The following is a 16,729-nucleotide window of genomic DNA, read 5'->3' on the forward strand; positions in this document are numbered from 1 at the left end:
GGAGTCTTGCAGCGGGGTCTTGTCAAGGGGCTCCGCGACCCTGCATCGGATCGACCACAGATCCCTTGACGCCCATCCGCAATGATCCTATTAGTTCGGTATGTGAATGAATTAATAGGCCCCGTCGGTGAAAGCAGGTCATTCCTCCTTGGTGGATCGCATCTCCCAGCGCCTTGTCGTCGAGGCCCTGCTGCGTGGTCCGCTTTCGGACGAAGCCCTGGCTCGCGAGACCGGGCTGCCGAAGCGGGTATTGCGCACCGCCGTCGGAGGTCTGGAGACGGCCGGCCTGATCGAGCGTTCAGGCGGGCAGGGGCAGGTGCTCCACGGCCTGCGCGGCGGATTCGCCTACTGCGTCGGCGTGGATCTCGGCGGCACCAAGGTTACGGCCGCCGTCGCCGACCACTCGGGTACCGTCCTGGCGGAGGCTACCGAGGTCACCGATCCGCGTGGCGGACACCATGTCCTCGAACAGATTCGCGGCCTGGCTGCGCGGTTGTCCGAGGGCGAGGGGATCGAGCCGCACCAGATCGGAGGCATCACCGTCGGCATGCCGGGTGTCATTCATCCGCACACCGGCGCCGTGAGTCTCGGGCCGAACATTGCGGGCCTGTCCGATCTCGACGTACCCGGAACGCTCGGCCTGCTCTTCGACCAGGCGGTACAGGTGGAGAACGATGTCAATCTTGCCGTGCTCGGCGAGGCCTGGAGAGGGCACGCCGAGGGATGCCAGGACGTGGGCTTCATGGCGCTCGGCACCGGAACAGGTCTCGGGCTGATCGTCAATGGCAGGCTCGTACGGGGCGCGGCCGGCGCCGCGGGCGAAATTTCCTACCTGCCCTTCGGCAACAACCTGCACTCCATCGCCGCGCTCGATGTCGGTGCCTTCGAGCTCGAGATCGGCTCGGCAGGGATCGTGGACCGCTACAAGGCGAGCGGAGGCGTGCAGGCGAGGACAGTGCGCGACATCTTCGCCCTTCTCGAAAGGGACGACAGCCTGGCTGCGAGGGTGATCGACGACGTCGCTGCCATGGTGGCGTTGGCGATCGTTGCTTTGCAGTCGACGCTCGACCTCGAGAAGATCGTCCTGGGCGGCAGTATCGGTGTACGCTCCGAGCTGGTGGAGAGAGTGCAACGGGCGCTGCCGCGTCTCTTCGCCCGCCCCGTGGATGTTGCCGCGAGCGCACTCGGCAATCGCGCGGGACTGATCGGCGCGGTCGCGGCGGCCGTGCAGGGACTGCAGCAGCGCCGGGCGAGCCTCTTCGGTCTCGCGAACGGCAGCATCTTTCTGGAACCTGATTTGGTGGGAGCTGCCGAATGAGCATCGATGTCGGCCTCATCCAGACCCTCAAGGCTTCGCTCGACGGTGACGCTGCGCTCGACCTCCTGCGCCGGGCCGTCGGCACGCCAAGCGTGACGGGGACCGAGGCCGCCTTCGCGAACATGCTCGCCGAAGAACTGGGGGCCCTTGGTGCGCAAGCCGTCACCGTGGCGGATTTCGCACCGGGACGCCCGAATGTCCGGGGGCTTCTCAAGGGCGCCGGCAACGGAGGCACGCTCCTCCTGACCGGGCATACGGACACGGTGCATGTGCGCGGCTGGGCCGAGCGCTGGGCCGGCACGGAGCGCGAGAACCCCTTCGGGGCTCCTGTGATCGCAGGGCAGATGTGGGGCAGGGGGGTCGGAGACCTGAAGGCAGGCATCTGCACGACGATCATGGCTGCCCGCCTGCTATCGTCCGCCGGAATTACGCCTCCGGCCGATCTGCTGTTCGCCTTCATCGGCGACGAGGAGAGCGGCGAGCCGGGTTCGGGCGTCAGCGCCGGCTTTCGGAAGCTGGTCGGGGAGATCGAGGCGGGCATCGTGCCCAGGCCTGACTTCGCCGTCTATGTCGAGCCGACGCAGCTCAACGTCTATGCCGCCCAGCTCGGTTTCCTGATCTGCGACATCACCGTCACCGGACGCTCGGCCTATTTCGGCGTTCCGGAACTCGGCGTCGATGCGCTGAAGGCCTCTCATGCCGTACTGTCGGCGCTGTTCAGCCATTCGGCCGAGCTCGAAAGACGTGCGCCGCACGATCTCGTCGGGAGCCCGTTTCTTCTGGTGACGACCATCCAGGGCGGCGGCTACATCGCCGTGCCCGGCGAATGCCGCATCAGCCTGATCCTCAAGCTCATACCAGGCGAGAGCCTGGATCGGGCGGTAGCCGATCTCGAAGCGGCGGTACGGGCTGTGCCGGTGGATGCGGCCATTTCGATCGCCTTCGACTATCCGGCCGGCCGCGACCACGCCTATGGCGGCACGCCGAGCGAGATCCAGGCCGACCTTCCGGCCGTTCGTCTCCTGACGGAGGCGGTGAAGGCGGTTCGACCGGATCGCGGCGCCATCGAGGGGGCGCCTTACTGGTCCGAGGCGCCCTTCCTGATCAACCGTCTGGGTATTCCCGCCGCCTACTGCGCGCCGGGAGACATCCGCGTATGCCACACCCTGGAAGAGCGCATCGACGTCCAGGAGTACCTGGACGGGATCGTTGCCCTGGCCGCCTTCCTGGCGCGGTACGGCGAGGGCGAACAACATTGAACGGGCCGGTCGGGCCGCAGCAGAGGAGAGGTCGGAGCATGTTGAGGAAAAGTCTTTCGGTATTTGCCGTCGCCGCCTTCCTGGCGGCTTTGCCGCCGGCTTTCGCGGGCGAAACCGTGGGGCCGGGCGGCGAGAAGGCCACGCCCTCGTCCGAACTGGTTCTCTCGGATGCCGAGGCCGCCAAGCTGAAGGAGGGCAAATACACCGCGGCCCTGCTCTGGCATACCTCGTCGGATTTCGTGAATGCGGTGACCGCGGGGGCGAAGGATGAGTTCGCCCGCCTCGGCATCGAGGTCGTGGCCCAGACCGATGCCGGCTTCGATGCCGCCAAGCAGAAAAGCGATGTCGAGACCATCCTGGCGAAGAAGCCCAATGCCATCCTGGCGCTGCCGCTCGACCCCGTCACCTCGGCCGAAGCGTTCAAGCCCGCCGTCGCCGCCGGCGTGAAGATCGTACTGCTCTCGAACAAGCCCAAGGACTTCGTCCAGGGCAAGGACTATGTCACCATCGTCACCGACGATCTTTTCCAGATGGGCAAGCACGCTGCCGATGCGCTGGCAGCAGCCATCGGCAAGAAGGGCAAGGTCGCCTGGATCTATCACGACGCGTCCTACTACGTGACCAACCAGCGTGACAACGCCTTCAAGGCGACCATCGAGTCCGACTATCCCGATATCAAGATCGTCGCGAGTCAGGGCATTTCCGATCCCGCCCGCGCCGAGGACATCGCGCAGGCGCTGATCCTGCAGCATCCCGATCTCGACGGCATCTATGTGACCTGGTCCGAACCGGCCGAGGGCGTGCTCTCGGCCCTGCGCGCGGCCGGCAATACCAAGACGAAGGTCGTGACGCTCGATCTTTCCGAGCCGGTCGGCCTCGACATGGTCAAGAGCGGCAACGTCGCGGCCATCGCCGCAGACAAGGCCTACGAACTCGGCCGCAGCATGGCGGATGCCGCGGGCTACGGCCTGCTGAACAAGCCGGCGCCGGCCTTCGTCGTGGCCCCGGTCCTCACGGTGACGAAGGAGAACGTCGCGCAGGGCTGGCAGGACTCGCTGCACCGCGCGGCGCCTCAGAGCGTTCTCGACGCGGCGAAATGACGGCCTGCCTCGCCGCATCCGGGGGGCGTGCGACGATGAACTTTCCAGGTGCGGCAACGAGCGCTGCCGCACGCAACCTTGCCATCGGCGCCAAATGGCCGGGAACAACAAGGCGAACAAACCACCGGAGATCTGAATATGCTTAGCCGACGCAGTTTCCTGATTTCAACGAGTATCGTGGCCGCCCTTGCCTTCAGCGGCCCTGTTCATGCCGAACTCAAGCCGAGCACCGGCCCCAATGGCGAGCCCATCACGCTCGCAAAGTCGCTGACGCTTGCCCCCGAGCAGGAAGCCAAGATCAAGGCCGGTACTTTCACGGTGGCCATCGTCTGGCATGAATCGTCCGACTGGTCGAAGGCGGTGATCCAGGGCGCAAGCGACGAGTTCACGCGCCTGGGCATCAAGGTCGTAGCCCAGACGGACGCGAACTTCGACGCGGCCAAGCAGAAGAGCGACGTCGAGACCGTCATGGCGAAGAAGCCGAGCGCCATCTTCTCCGAACTGGTCGATCCCGACACGGCGCCCGAGGCGTTCAAATCGGCCAAGGAAGCCGGCACCGTGCTCGTCTTCGTCGACCAGCCGCCGAAGGACTTCAAGGCAGGCAAGGACTATGTCTGCGTCGTCTCGGATGATTTCGCCCAGATGGGCAAGCACGCTGGCGATGCCATGGGCGCGGCCCTCGATGGCAAGGGCAAGATCGCCTATGTCTACCACGATGCCAACTTCTTCGTGACCAACCAGCGCGACAGCGCCTTCAAGCAGACGGTCCTGGACGACTACAAGGGAATCCAGATCGTCGCGGAACAGGGCCTGGCGGATCCGACCCGCGCGGAGGACGTGCTCAACGCGCTTGTGACGAAGCATCCCGATCTCGACGGCATCTACGCCACATGGTCGACGCCGGCCGAGAGCGTTCTCGCCGCACTGCGCAATGCCGGCAATACGCACACGAAGATCGTGACTTTCGACCTGTCCGAGCCGCTGGCGCTCGACATGGTCAAGGGCGGCAACGTCGCCGGCATCGTCGTCGATCAAGCCTATCAGATCGGCCAGACCGGCGCGCGCGCCACCGCCCTCGGCCTGATCGGCGAGAAGACGGCGCCGTATTATGCCGTCGATGCCCTGACGGTCACCAAGGCCACGGTCAAACAGGGCTATCAGGATTCCCTGCACCGCGACCTGCCGGCCTCGATGACCGGCCAGTAAGCGAGGCGGCGCAGACGGCCTGCGCCCGCCATCTTCCACCGGCCTATACCGTGCCGCCGAGGTCCGCTCATGCTCGCCTATCTGCGCAACACCAATCCCAGCCGATACGTCATCTATGTCGGCTTCCTGGTGATCTTCGTGGCCTTCTCCATCATCCTGCGTGACGATGGCTTCCTGACCACGTTCAACCTCTTCAACATCGTGCAACAGGCGGCGCCGATCACCATCATGGCGGTCGGCATGGTCTTCGTGCTGACATCGGGCGAAATCGATCTTTCGATCGGTTCGATCGTCGCGGTCAGCGCCCTCCTCGCCGCCGTCGTGCTGCGAGACTGGCCCTGGCCCCTCGGCGTTGCCGCCGGGCTGGCTGTGGGCGTCGCGATTGGAGCACTCAACGGCGCTCTCGTCGCCTATGCGCGCCTGCCTTCCTTCCTGGTGACGCTGGCGACCATGGGGGTATTCGCCGGCGTAGCCCGCCGCCTGACCGCGCTGCAGTCCGTGCCGATCGAGAACGATGTCTTCAACAGCCTTTTCGGATCGGGCAACCTCTTCGGCATTCCTTCCCTGATCCTCTGGACGATAGGCGCTGTCGCCATCGGCTACTTCCTCTTCAGGCAGACCCGGTACGGCGCCCACATCCATGCCACCGGCGACAGCGCAAGGGCGGCGCGCGCCGTCGGCATCAAGGTGCTGCGCGTGCGCTTCAGCGTGCTCGTCCTCAGCGGCGCCCTCGCGGCCCTTGCCGGCCTCCTCTATGCGGGCCGCCTGCACGGCGCCCGCTACACGCTGGGCGAGACGGATCTGCTCACGGTGATCGCTGCGGTCATCGTCGGCGGCACCCGGTTGAACGGCGGTGCGGGCTCGATCGTCGGAGCATTGATCGGCTCGCTCCTGATGAGCATGCTGAACAATGGCCTGATCCTCATGGGCTACCAGCCGTCCGACCAGATGATCGCGCGCGGCCTGATCATCCTCATCGCCGTGGCGCTCACCCTGCGCGAACCCAATCGCTAGGATAATCTCCATGTTTCTCGATCTCATCCGCAGGCGAAATCCGGCGCTCATCGAACAGGCGATCGCACTGCATCAAGCCGGCAGGCTCCCCGCCAATGCCTATGTCATCGACCTCGATGCGGTAGAGGCGAATGCAAGGCACATCGCGCAAGTCGCCGCCCGGCACGGCCTCAAGGCCTTTGCCATGACCAAGCAGATGGGGCGCAACGGCTCCTTCTGCCGAGCTGTAGCCAGGGGCGGCATCGCCAAGGCAGTGGCGGTCGACATGGAATGTGCGCGGGCCACGAGCAAGGCAGGCATGGGGCTCGGCCATCTCGGGCATCTCGTGCAAGTGCCGCGCGCCGAGATCGATGCCGCCGCGTCGCTCTCGCCCGACAACTGGACAGTGCTCAGCCTGGAACAGGCGGCGATGGCCGGCGCGGCGGCGCGAAAGCTCGGGCGCGTGCAGGACATTCTCGTTCGCCTGGTCGCCGAGGGCGATACCTTCTATCGCTGCCAGGAAGGCGGCTTTCCCGCCGATGACGTCGTGGCGCTGGCGGAAAAGATCGACGCCATTGACGGTGGGCGCTTTGCCGGCATCACCACCTTCCCGTCCCAGCTGTTCGATCACGCCACCGGCACAGTGAAGCGGACCCCCAATCTCGCCACGCTCGAGCGCGCCGCCGAGGCCCTGGCCAAGGCCGGGCGCAGGGACATCGAGATCAATACGCCCGGCACCACTTCAGCCGAGATTCTTTCCATGCTCGCGGCGGCGGGCGCGACGCAGGTTGAGCCGGGCCACGGGCTCACCGGCACGACGCCGCTTCACGCGGTGCGGGACCTGCCCGAGATACCGGCGGTCGTCTATCTCAGCGAAGTCTCCCATCATATCGGTTCGGAATCCTTCTGCTTCGGCGGCGGGCTCTATATCGATCCAGTCTTTCCTGCTTATCCGGTGAAGGCGGTCGTTTCGTCCGAGCCGACGGTCTCCGACGAGGCGCTCTTCGGCGTCGATATTCCGGTTCCGGCTTCCATCGATTATTACGGCATGATCGACGCCGGCACCCGCAGGCCTGCGATCGGCGACAGCGTCATATTCGGCTTCCGCCCCCAGGCCTTCGTCACGCGAGCCTACACGGTCGGCGTTTCCGGCCTGTCGAGCGGCGCGCCGCAAGTCGAAACCATCTACGATGCCTTCGGCCGCCCGGCCGACTGGCCCCTGTGAGGATTGGCCATGAGCACATCGGCAGCAGTCGCTGAAAACAGGGCCGAGCCGGTCCTTTCTCTGCGGGACATCCACATGGCCTTCGGCGGTGTGGTCGCCATCGAGAAATTCGACCTCGACATCGAGGCGGGCGAGGTGGTGGCGCTGGTCGGAGACAACGGCGCGGGCAAGTCCACGCTGATCAAGATCATCGCGGGCGTACAGCCGCCGACCAGCGGCCAGATCCTGGTTGATGGCCGGGAGGTCGTGATGCGCGATCCTTCCGACAGCCAGGCTCTCGGCATCCAGGTCGTCTACCAGGACCTGGCGCTCGCCGACAGCCAGCCGGTCTACATGAACATGTTCCTCGGCAAGGAGCTGGTGACCGGCCCGTTGCGTCGCCTCGACCGCAAGCGCATGATCGCCGAGACCGAAGCGCTCGTGAAGGAACTCGACGTCCGCATCCCCTCGGCCAAGGCTACAATTCGCGAGATGTCGGGCGGCCAGCGCCAGGGTGTCGCCATAGCGAGGGCCACGCATTGGGCGACCAAGCTGGTTCTCATGGACGAGCCGACGGCCGCGCTCGGCGTGGCGGAGACCGCGAAGGTTGAGAAGATCATCGAGGGGCTCAAGGCCCGCAACCTGCCGATCCTGATCATCAGCCACAGCCTCGACCAGGTGTTCCGCCTGTCTGACCGCATCTGCGTGCTCCGGCGCGGCAAGCAGATCGGCGTGCGCAGGACCAGCGAGACCGACAAGAACGAGATCGTCTCGATGATCACGGGACTTGCGACCTGAACCCGGACGACGCTCACCGGCCTTGACGGGCAATGAATAGTGGAAAGCGAGGCATCCCCAACCCGTCATTCTCGCGGCAACAATCGCCCGTGCGATTGACTTGACGGACGCCGGCAAGGCGGTCCGCAGAGTGGCTGGAGGAAAGCAATGGGCCGGGTTACGGAAGATCTCGTCAATCTCTATGCGGACACCGATGCTCTCGGGATGGCCGGTCTCATCAGGCGCAAGCAGGTCTCGTCGCAGGAGATGGTCGAAACGGCCATCGAATTGATCGAGCGCTTTGATCCCCGTCTCAATACCGTCGTCATACGAACCTTCGAACTCGCCCGCGAGACGGCCCAGGATCCCGGTGACGGGCCATTCGCCGGTGTTCCCTTCCTTTTGAAGAACCTGGGTTCGATGTGGAAGGGCACGCCGATGACCTTCGGTCTGGGCTATACTAGGGATTTCGTCTGTTCCGTGGATTCCGAGATGTCGAAACGCATGTGCGCTTCGGGCCTGGCTGTGCTCGGCCGCAGCAACACCCCGGAATATGGCTGGTGCATCACGACCGAGCCACGGCTCTACGGACCGACGGTCAACCCCTGGAATCCCGCCGTTACCGCAGGCGGATCGAGCGGGGGATCGGCGGCGGCCGTGGCCGCCCGCCTCGTGCCGATCGCAGAGGCGTCTGATGGTGGCGGATCCATCCGGGTGCCTGCCTCCTGCTGCGGTGTCGTGGGCCTCAAACCCTCGCGCGGGCGCATCAGCTACGGGCCGCACGACGTCGACATCTGGTTCGGCAGCATCTATGCGCTTTGCAACACCCGCACGGTGCGGGATGCGGCCGCCTTCCTCGATGCAACGGCCGGAACCCTGCCGGGCGATCCCTACAACCCGCCCCGTGGAGAGTGCAGCTGGTCGTCGGTGCTCGCGGACAAGCCGAGGAAGCAGCGCATCGGCTTCACGTTGACCGCGCCCTGGGGCGAGCCCTTCGCGCCTGATGTCAGGGCCGCTGTCCTGGATGCCGTGAAGCTGTTCGAAAGCCTCGGGCACGAGGTCGAGGAATATACGTTCAAGGTCGACCTCGAAGCAGCGTGGTGGCGCTATAACGACATCATCGCTGTCGAGACTGCGGGGGAGTTCGCGCAACTCGCAAAGGCTGTAGGGCGCCCGGTGACGGAAGCGGATCTTGCTCCCTTCAACTGGTCGATGCTGGTTCACTCGGCGAGCCTGTCGGCGGAGCAGTATTCGGCAAGCTTCGCGGCGATCCGAAAGGCCGGTCAGCAGATCGCCATGGAGCTCTCGCCTTATGACGTTTTCATCACCCCGACACTGACGCAGACACCCCGGCCGGTAGGCTACTGGTCGATGGAGGACGGAGATCGCGAGCGCTATCTGGCGCGCTGGTCCGATGCCGCCTTCATGTTCAGCTTCAACATTTCAGGCCTGCCGGCCATGTCGGTACCGATGGCGATGAGCGGCGACGGAGTGCCGATCGGCATCCAGTTCGTCGGGCGCTATGGCGACGAGGCGGCGATCCTCGCCCTTGCCGGCCAAGTGGAGGAGGCCAGCCCGTGGATCGGGCGCCGTCCTGCTATCTGCGTGGCCTGAACATGTGGAGGAGCGGCCTGCTCCGCGAAGGTCGCGCCGTCAGGCCCCGCCTGCTCAGGCGTGCAGTTCGCGCAGGACGGTATCGGTCAACTCGACGACCATATCGGCATGCTCGCGCGAGAAGCACAGCGGCGGTCGGATCTTCAACACATTGCCGTAGGCCCCGGCGGCGCCGATCAGCACGCCGTGCTCACGCAGCCCGTTGATGACGCCGCTTGCGATTTCAGGGGCGGGCGTCTTGGCAGCGCGGTCCGAAACGAATTCGAGGCCGATGAACAGGCCGGCGCCGCGCACGTCGCCGATGGCCTCGTGGCGGTTGGCGATTTCCCTGAGGCCCTGGCGAAAATAGGCGCCCACCGCCCGCGCATTTTCGACCAGTCCCTCGTCCCGGATGACATCGAGCACCGCCAGGCCCGCCGCCGCTGCCACCGGATTGCCGCCGAACGTATTGAAATACTTGTCCTGTGCGCTGAAGGCTTCCAGCAATTCTCGCCGCAGGGCCATGCCCCCCATCGGGAAGCCATTGCCCATCGGCTTGCCCATGGTGACGATGTCCGGCAGTATTCCGTGGCGCTCGAAGCCCCAGAGCGCATCTCCCGTGCGTCCGAAACCGGGCTGCACCTCGTCGGCGATGAACAGGCCGCCGTGGGCGCGTATGGTCGCGATCACGGGTTTCAGGAAGCCGGCGGGATCCGCGTACACGCCGTCGCTCGAGAAGATGGAATCGGCGATCATGCCGGCCAGCCGAATGCCCCTGGAGGCGAAGTCCGCGATGGCGTGTTCCACGGCCGCGGCGAGCCTGCCGCCGGCGTCGCCATCCGCCGTCCGGTAGATATCCGGCGCCGGCACGGCAGCGACGTGGGACGCGAGAGGACGCCCAGGCCGCGACGACGGTGAAACGTCGGTCACCGCGGCGGTGTTGCCGTGATAGGCGGTTTCCGTAACGATGAAGCCAGTGCCTCCGGTCGCGGCTTGCGCGACGCGCAGCGCAAGGTCGTTGGCCTCGCTGCCCGTGCAGGTCAGGACGAGATTGTCGATCTCGGTGGGCAGGCTTGCGAGCAGACGCTCGGCATAGGTGTCGACCACGTCGTTGAGATAGCGGGTATGGACGTTGAGCTGGCCGACCTGCCGGCTTATGGCGTCGACCACGCGAGGGTGGCAATGGCCCACCGACGGCACGTTGTTGTAGACGTCGAGATAGCGCCGCCCTTGTGCATCCTGCATCCAGACCCCTTCGGCCCGCACCATCTCGATCGGATCACGATAGAACAGCACCGAACTTGTGCCGAAGGATCGAAGGCGCCGGTCCACGGCGGGGCGATGCGTGCCGCCCGAGCCATCGAGGGAGCGAGGATCAAAGGCGTTGAGAGCCAGGATCTCCTTTTCCTGCCGCATTGGTCACATTCCTCCCAAACCGCCTGCTCCCGCATCCAGACAGGTTGCGGCGTCAAATTCAAGTAATGTGTAGGTTTCCACAGCGACGGTGCATCAATGGAAACATTTTTGGGGAATCCCAGCATCTTCGCCACAAGGGCGAGTTCCGCAACGGAATATGATTATCCGGTTATTTGCCTATTTCATATTCAATAAGCCAGAAGAACGACAATGAATGCCGAAAATTGAGGAGCCTGACAGCGAGGAAGATTCCACGTTTTGTGTGGACATTCCACATTTCGTGAGAGAGGATGTGGTGTGGCGGCCCACAGAAGGCGCGCCATTCCGACAGCGGGAATGGTTTTCGATGGAGCGTGACGCATCATCTCCGGCCCGGGACGGCCACCTGCCGCGGCAAGCCCAGCAGGGCCACGAGCGCGACCGGCTCTCCAAGGTGGTGCGCCATCAGCGCATCATCGCCCAGCTCGCGGCCTCGCCGACCTTGAGGGCATCGGAGCTGGCCGTTGCCCTCAGCGTTTCGGGCGAGACCATCCGGAGAGACCTTCTCGAGCTGCATGAGCAGGGACTGATAAACCGGACCTACGGCGGCGCCTCCCGTCCCTTCGCCCTCGAGGCGGCGCGCAGCGATCGTCGCCAGGTGATGATCGCCGAGCGTGAGGCGATCGCCTCCGTCGTCTCCAGCATGATCCTACCCAAGGAAGTCCTGATGCTGGGGGGAGGCGCCACGACCTACCATGTCGCCCGCTTCCTCGCAGCGAGGAACCGGGACATCACGGTCATCACCCACGATTTCGCCAGTGCCTCGGCGCTCGGGACCAATCCGACGATCAAGGTCTTGTTCTGCGCCGGACGGCTGCATCCCGGCGAGGGCTACCTTCTCGGCTCGCAGACGATTGCCAGCATCAACGGCTACGAGGCCAATCGCGCCATCGTCGGCGCGACCGGTATCGGAGCGCGCGGCATCTACGATGCGGATGAGGAAGCCGGCGCGGTCTACGCCGCCATGATCCAGCGCTCCGCAGAGGCCATCGTCGTGGCCGATCACGGCAAGTTCGACCAGCTGGCCGTGGCGATCTGCACCCGATGGGACGCCATCGACCGGCTCGTGACCGACAGACAACCCGTGGGAGCGCTGGCCGGCGCCTTGCGGGAGGCGGGGACGGACGTCGTCGTCGCCAACGCATAACACCGACCAAACAAGAAGATCTTTCACCATCAACTGAGACGGGACAGGACTTACCCATGCACAATCCTGGTATCCGAACCAGACTGGCGACACACAAGCGGATCCATATCGGTCGGCTCGCGCTCGATGTCGCCGTGGCAGAACAGCGGCTGGTCTGCAGCCGCGAGAGGGTGGCGAGCATCGCCGACACCTCCTACATGCTGGTCATTCCTCTCGATGAGCGGCTCCACTATGCCCAAGGCGGGCGGACCGGTACGGTCGAGGCGGGCGCATATGTCCTCCTCAGCCAGATGGAGTTCTACGAGTTCTCCTCACGGGCCGGAGCCCTGCTGCTGATGCTGCGCATTCCGGCAATCGAGCTGCGCGGGCGCCTGACTTCGGTCGACGACCATATCGGTCGTCGCTTCGGGGCCAACGAGCAGATGACCCGCCTGCTCGTGGACCTGCTGCGTGGTGTCGCCGAGGTCTTCGCGGATTGCCCGCCGCCCAATCCCGAGGCGCTGGCCACCGAGATCTTCAGTTTCGTCGCGCTCGCAATCGGTTCGGAGGACCGGGGCTCCACCGTCGACGTGCGCAACGCGCGCTACCATCTCCGCCGCCGCATCTTCGATTTCATCGACCGGAATCTCGGAGATCAGGATCTCACGCCCCGCAAGATCGCGGCCAGCAACCGCATCTCGCTGAGCTACCTCTACAGCCTGTTCAACGACGACGACACCACGGTAAGCCAGTTCATGCAGGTCAAGCGCCTGCAGCGCGCCTATGAGCTGCTGGTGGCGGATCCGAAGGGCCACGTCACCATCGCCGAAATCGCGTATCAGGTTGGCTTCAAGAACGTTTCGCACTTTTCGCGCAGCTTCAGCCGGCATTTCCGGATGGCACCGCGCGACGCCCGCCGAACCACGCTGCCGGCGGTTCCGCACGAGACGCCGCAAGGCAGCGGCGCGGGACAGCGCTACGTGGGGGCGGCATTGGAGGCTACGGCCTGAGGCCCATCGGTCCGGCGATTGCGGTCCGGCCGGACTTCCGTCCCTGCCCGCGCGGCCAACCGATCCGGGAGCGAAGGGCATCGACCCTTGCTCCCTGACTCCTTCGCGGCACTCGTAACGGCGCCTTGCGCCTGCGGGCTGGAATTTCCAGCCCGGCCCTTCAGATCGTCCTCAGCCAGCTCTCCCAGCGGGGGTCGTACATGATCTGGCGGGCCCGCATATATTTCCAGATACCGTATTTCTGGTAGTCGAAGTCCCAACTGCTCAGCTTGCGGTTCACGATCGCCCAGCTTGCCCATTTGACATCGGCGAGGGCGCGGTTGAGCATGACGCGCGCCACCATCTCGGGCCGGACGGACCCCGCATATTGCTCGATGAGGCCGAGCGTCACCTGCTCGTCGTAGAACATCTCGGCGAACAATACGCCGAGCTCGTAGGCCCTCTCGTTGTTGGAGGCGAATTCGTAATCGATCAGCTTCATGGGGCGTGCGACCGCCCCGTCGTGGCCGATCAGGAAATTGCCCGGCATGGGATCGTTGAAGCATGGCACCAGATCCAGTCCCGATGCCACGAAGGCAGCCTTCGCCTGGCGGTAGCGGTGCTCGATCCATGGCATGGAGGGCGGGAAATGGGCGCCGAGCTGCCGGCCCTGGTCGATATGCTCCTCGATCATGTCGAAGATGGTCTTGGTCAGCGAGAGCGGCTGGCTCGCATGCAGCCGGCGATATATGCCGAGCACGTCGCTCTGGATCGCGGCGTCGGAGAAGTCCGCATTGGTGCACGCCCGGTAGCCGTCCAGGAATTCGCTGATTTCCAGCCCGTCGCTCGCGTCGAAGAAAACCACTTCGGGCGCTACCCCGATGGCATGGGCGTTTCGGGCCGCCTCGTTGGCCGCGATCCTGTCGATGAACATTTCCGAGCCTGCGCCCGGAACCTTGACGAAGTAGCGCCGGGTATCGCCGGCGATGTCGACGACCCAGTTCTGGTTCATCAGGCCGCCGACCAGGGCGGTGTAACGGATCTCATGGCCGTTCCAGGCCCCGACGCGGGCGACCGCCCGCTCCAATGTGCGTTCGGCCTCGGTGATGGCCTCGCCCACGCGCTTGGTAACCGGCATCAGAGCCTCCTCAGCGCTTCGCCGAAGCGCGGCGATTGCACGGCCATGCGGCAGCGCACGAAGCGCCAGCTCGCGAATTTGTGGAACTCGAACGTGGTTCGGGGCGATCGCGCAGCAACCAGCGTCCCGATCAGCCCCCAGCGCAGGTCGTCCGCCACGCCGTAGAGCCATGCGCGGTTATAAGCCTTCTCCTCGAAACCTCCGTTGAGGCGGGTGAAGGCGTCCCTGGCCTCGGGCTCCTCGTCATAGGCCTCGACCAAGAGGCTGCCGAGATCCTCCAGCGGATCGGCATTGCCCGCACGATCCCAGTCGAGGAGGCGAACGTCTCCCTCATCGCTGATCATGATGTTGGAAACATTGCCATCGCCGTGAACGGGAACGGGCTGGCCGGCCACGTTCCCGATGGCTTCGGCGGCAAAGCCGATCTCTTCAACGAGCCACGCGGCGTCTGCCGGCAACTGCGCACCAGCCGCCTTCGCATCTGCGTGGAAACGATCGATCTCCTCGAACACACCGGCTGAACGAGGCAGGGGAGGGCCGTCCTGGAAGCGCTTCCGGGCCGCGGCGATGCGATCGACAAGATCGGCATCGAGCAGCCGCTCCAGCGTTCCCGTGCTCCACCCCTTGTCGAGATCCTCCATCACGAGCAGACCCGTCTCGACATCCGCGAGGAGCACCTTGGGGCCGATGCCGAGATCAGAGGCTCGGCGAGCGGCTTCGAACGCGCAGCCCACGTCGATGTAGAAGGCGGCATCCGGATCCATCAGCTTGGCGAACAGGCTGTCTCCTCCCGAACCCTCGCGGACCCTCCAGGGCGATCCGTCCACGCCCCGCCAACTGGGCGAGGCCAGGACGGGTATGGCCGGTTCGGCGACGACGCTTCCAGCTTCCCATCCCGCCACTTGCCGAACGCGTTCTTCGACAAATCGACGATCCTCATCGAACCTGCCCATTCCAGTTCAGTTCCCCGTTTTGATTGTCGTTTTGCAACCGAGACCACAGCCTCGGCGCCCGATTCTATCTTCCCTTCTAAGCGTCGAACTGAGGATGCCTGATGCTCCATGATTTCTTGCCCGGCAGACTGCCCCCCTACCGGGAGAGCCGCGAAATCCGCTACTGCCAAGGGTGTGGTCGGCATCCTTGCCCATGCCGGATTTCCGGGAGTTATCCATGTCTATCGTAAGCCTGGTTGACATGAGCGTCGGTGAACTCATCGGCGCCTATGCAGCAGGAGACCTCTCGCCCGTCGAGGTCACCCGTCAGATCATCGAGCATTCGGAAGCGACGAACACCGCCGTCAATGCCCTGTTCAGCTTCCGGCCGGAGGAGGCGCTGGAGACAGCGCGCGCTTCCGAGGCGCGCTACCGCAGGGGCGAGCCGATGGGTTTGCTGGACGGGGTACCCGTCACGGTGAAAGACAGCGTTTCCATCAAGGGATGGCCCAACACGCACGGCATCGCCGCCAACCGGGTCCTGCCGATGTCGAACTACAACGCTCCCCCAGCGCAGGCCCTGATGGATTCAGGGGCTCCCATCTTCGCCAAGACGACCATGCCCGATTGCGGACTGTTGGCGTCGGGCATCAGTTCCTTCCACGGCATCACCCGCAACCCATGGGGCCTGTCGTGGAATACCGGCGGCTCCTCGTCGGGGGCCGGGGCGTCCGTCGCGGCCGGTATGGGTTTCCTGTCGGTCGGAACCGATATCGCGGGCTCCGTGCGCCTGCCGGCGGCCCATTGCGGCCTTGCCTCCCTGAAGCCCACGCATGGTCGCGTGCCTCACCTGCCGGCGGACAGCATGCGGATGGCGGGACCGATGGGGCGAAGGGTCGAGGATATCGCGCGCATGCTGACTGTCCTGGCGAGCCCGGACGAGCGCGACACCTGGAGCTTTCCGGGCGATGCGATCCGGTATCACGAGCATCTGGGCCGGGATCTCAAGGGCATCCGCATCGGCGTGCTCATGGACATGGGTTTCGGCCCCAAGCCGGAGCCTGCGGTTCGCGAAGCGGTCGAGGCCGCAGGCCACCTCCTGGAGAGCGCAGGCGCCATCGTGGAGCCCTTCGTCTCGCCGTTGAGCTATGATGCCTACGCCCCGATCGACCGCTACCTGCAGGTGCGCGGCTTCGTCGAATACAGCGATCTGCCGCCTCATGGCGACAATGGCATCAACGCCTATGTCCGCGAGTGGGCCTTGCACGGGCAGCAGCATTCCGGCGTGGACGTCTACCGCACGCTCGGGGAGATCGCCAGGATGAAGGCTGCGCTGCTGGCCGCCTTCGATGGCTGGGACTACGTCATCGCTCCGACCTTGCCGGTAGTGAATTTCCCGGCGGAAGAGCCGGGACTTTCCCGCGAAGTGCCGCTAGCCCACACGGTCTTCACGGCGATGTTCAACCAGACCGGACAACCGGCGTCGACCGTCTGCACCGCATTCGATGATCGCCACCTGCCGATCGGCATCCAGGTCATCGGCCACCGTTGCGACGATCTCGGCGTGCTGCAGGTCACCAAGGCCCTGGAAGACCTTCGCGAAGTCTCGATGGACTGGCCCTTGCAGCCGCGTGCATGA

14 protein-coding genes are annotated in these 16,729 nt (G+C 65.0%); 11 read left to right on the forward strand and 3 right to left on the reverse strand.

Annotated features, from left to right (window positions below):
* The first annotated feature begins 151 nt into the window (after window positions 1–151).
* The 8 genes from AC6H34_RS17080 to AC6H34_RS17115 all read left to right on the forward strand — a co-directional run bounded on the left by AC6H34_RS17080 (window position 152) and on the right by AC6H34_RS17115 (window position 9,471).
* Window positions 152–1,318 (forward strand): ROK family protein, encoded by a 1,167-nt coding sequence (locus AC6H34_RS17080; protein ID WP_448148720.1) that lies wholly within the window; start codon window positions 152–154, stop codon window positions 1,316–1,318.
* Window positions 1,315–2,577: a M20 family metallopeptidase gene (locus AC6H34_RS17085; protein WP_497539521.1), complete on the forward strand. Its 1,263-nt coding sequence runs from the start codon at window positions 1,315–1,317 to the stop codon at window positions 2,575–2,577. The genes AC6H34_RS17080 and AC6H34_RS17085 overlap by 4 nt, the downstream gene beginning before the upstream one ends.
* A 38-nt stretch (window positions 2,578–2,615) precedes the next feature.
* On the forward strand, window positions 2,616–3,677 hold the full coding sequence (locus tag AC6H34_RS17090) for a substrate-binding domain-containing protein (RefSeq protein ID WP_497539522.1): 1,062 nt from the start codon (window positions 2,616–2,618) through the stop codon (window positions 3,675–3,677).
* Between the two features lie 138 nt (window positions 3,678–3,815).
* Window positions 3,816–4,883 (forward strand): substrate-binding domain-containing protein, encoded by a 1,068-nt coding sequence (locus tag AC6H34_RS17095; protein ID WP_497539523.1) that lies wholly within the window; start codon window positions 3,816–3,818, stop codon window positions 4,881–4,883.
* Between the two features lie 69 nt (window positions 4,884–4,952).
* A complete protein-coding gene (locus AC6H34_RS17100) occupies window positions 4,953–5,897 on the forward strand; it encodes an ABC transporter permease (protein ID WP_497539524.1) in 945 nt (314 codons plus the stop codon).
* A gap of 10 nt (window positions 5,898–5,907) precedes the next feature.
* Window positions 5,908–7,101, forward strand: coding sequence for an alanine racemase (locus tag AC6H34_RS17105; RefSeq protein ID WP_497539525.1), 1,194 nt, complete (start codon window positions 5,908–5,910; stop codon window positions 7,099–7,101).
* A gap of 9 nt (window positions 7,102–7,110) precedes the next feature.
* Entirely contained in the window at window positions 7,111–7,878 is a 768-nt protein-coding gene (locus tag AC6H34_RS17110) for an ATP-binding cassette domain-containing protein (RefSeq protein WP_448148714.1), read from the forward strand.
* Between the two features lie 147 nt (window positions 7,879–8,025).
* Entirely contained in the window at window positions 8,026–9,471 is a 1,446-nt protein-coding gene (locus AC6H34_RS17115) for an amidase (RefSeq protein WP_497539526.1), read from the forward strand.
* Between the two features lie 54 nt (window positions 9,472–9,525).
* Here the strand turns inward: AC6H34_RS17115 and AC6H34_RS17120 are convergent, their stop codons facing one another.
* Window positions 9,526–10,866: an aspartate aminotransferase family protein gene (locus AC6H34_RS17120; RefSeq protein ID WP_497539527.1), complete on the reverse strand. Its 1,341-nt coding sequence runs from the start codon at window positions 10,864–10,866 to the stop codon at window positions 9,526–9,528.
* A 346-nt stretch (window positions 10,867–11,212) separates the two neighbouring features.
* On the opposite strand from AC6H34_RS17120, the gene AC6H34_RS17125 reads away from it, so the two are divergent.
* Window positions 11,213–12,052 carry a DeoR/GlpR family DNA-binding transcription regulator gene (locus AC6H34_RS17125; protein WP_448148711.1) on the forward strand — a complete coding sequence of 280 codons (840 nt, stop codon included), beginning with the start codon at window positions 11,213–11,215 and terminating at the stop codon, window positions 12,050–12,052.
* 56 nt (window positions 12,053–12,108) lie between these two features.
* The gene (locus AC6H34_RS17130) at window positions 12,109–13,041 is read left to right on the forward strand and encodes a helix-turn-helix domain-containing protein (protein WP_497539528.1); all 933 of its coding nucleotides are present in this window, start codon (window positions 12,109–12,111) and stop codon (window positions 13,039–13,041) included.
* 160 nt (window positions 13,042–13,201) lie between these two features.
* On the opposite strand, the gene AC6H34_RS17135 is transcribed toward AC6H34_RS17130, so the two are convergent.
* Both AC6H34_RS17135 and AC6H34_RS17140 read right to left on the reverse strand, forming a co-directional pair.
* On the reverse strand, window positions 13,202–14,158 hold the full coding sequence (locus tag AC6H34_RS17135; protein WP_448148709.1) for a phosphotransferase: 957 nt from the start codon (window positions 14,156–14,158) through the stop codon (window positions 13,202–13,204).
* Window positions 14,158–15,111 (reverse strand): phosphotransferase, encoded by a 954-nt coding sequence (locus AC6H34_RS17140; RefSeq protein ID WP_497539529.1) that lies wholly within the window; start codon window positions 15,109–15,111, stop codon window positions 14,158–14,160. The genes AC6H34_RS17135 and AC6H34_RS17140 overlap by 1 nt, the downstream gene beginning before the upstream one ends.
* Before the next feature lie 217 nt (window positions 15,112–15,328).
* Between AC6H34_RS17140 and AC6H34_RS17145 the strand changes: the two genes are divergently transcribed.
* A complete protein-coding gene (locus tag AC6H34_RS17145; RefSeq protein ID WP_448148707.1) occupies window positions 15,329–16,729 on the forward strand; it encodes an amidase in 1,401 nt (466 codons plus the stop codon).

It is taken from the genome of Labrys sp. ALF-8 (genome assembly GCF_059699065.1).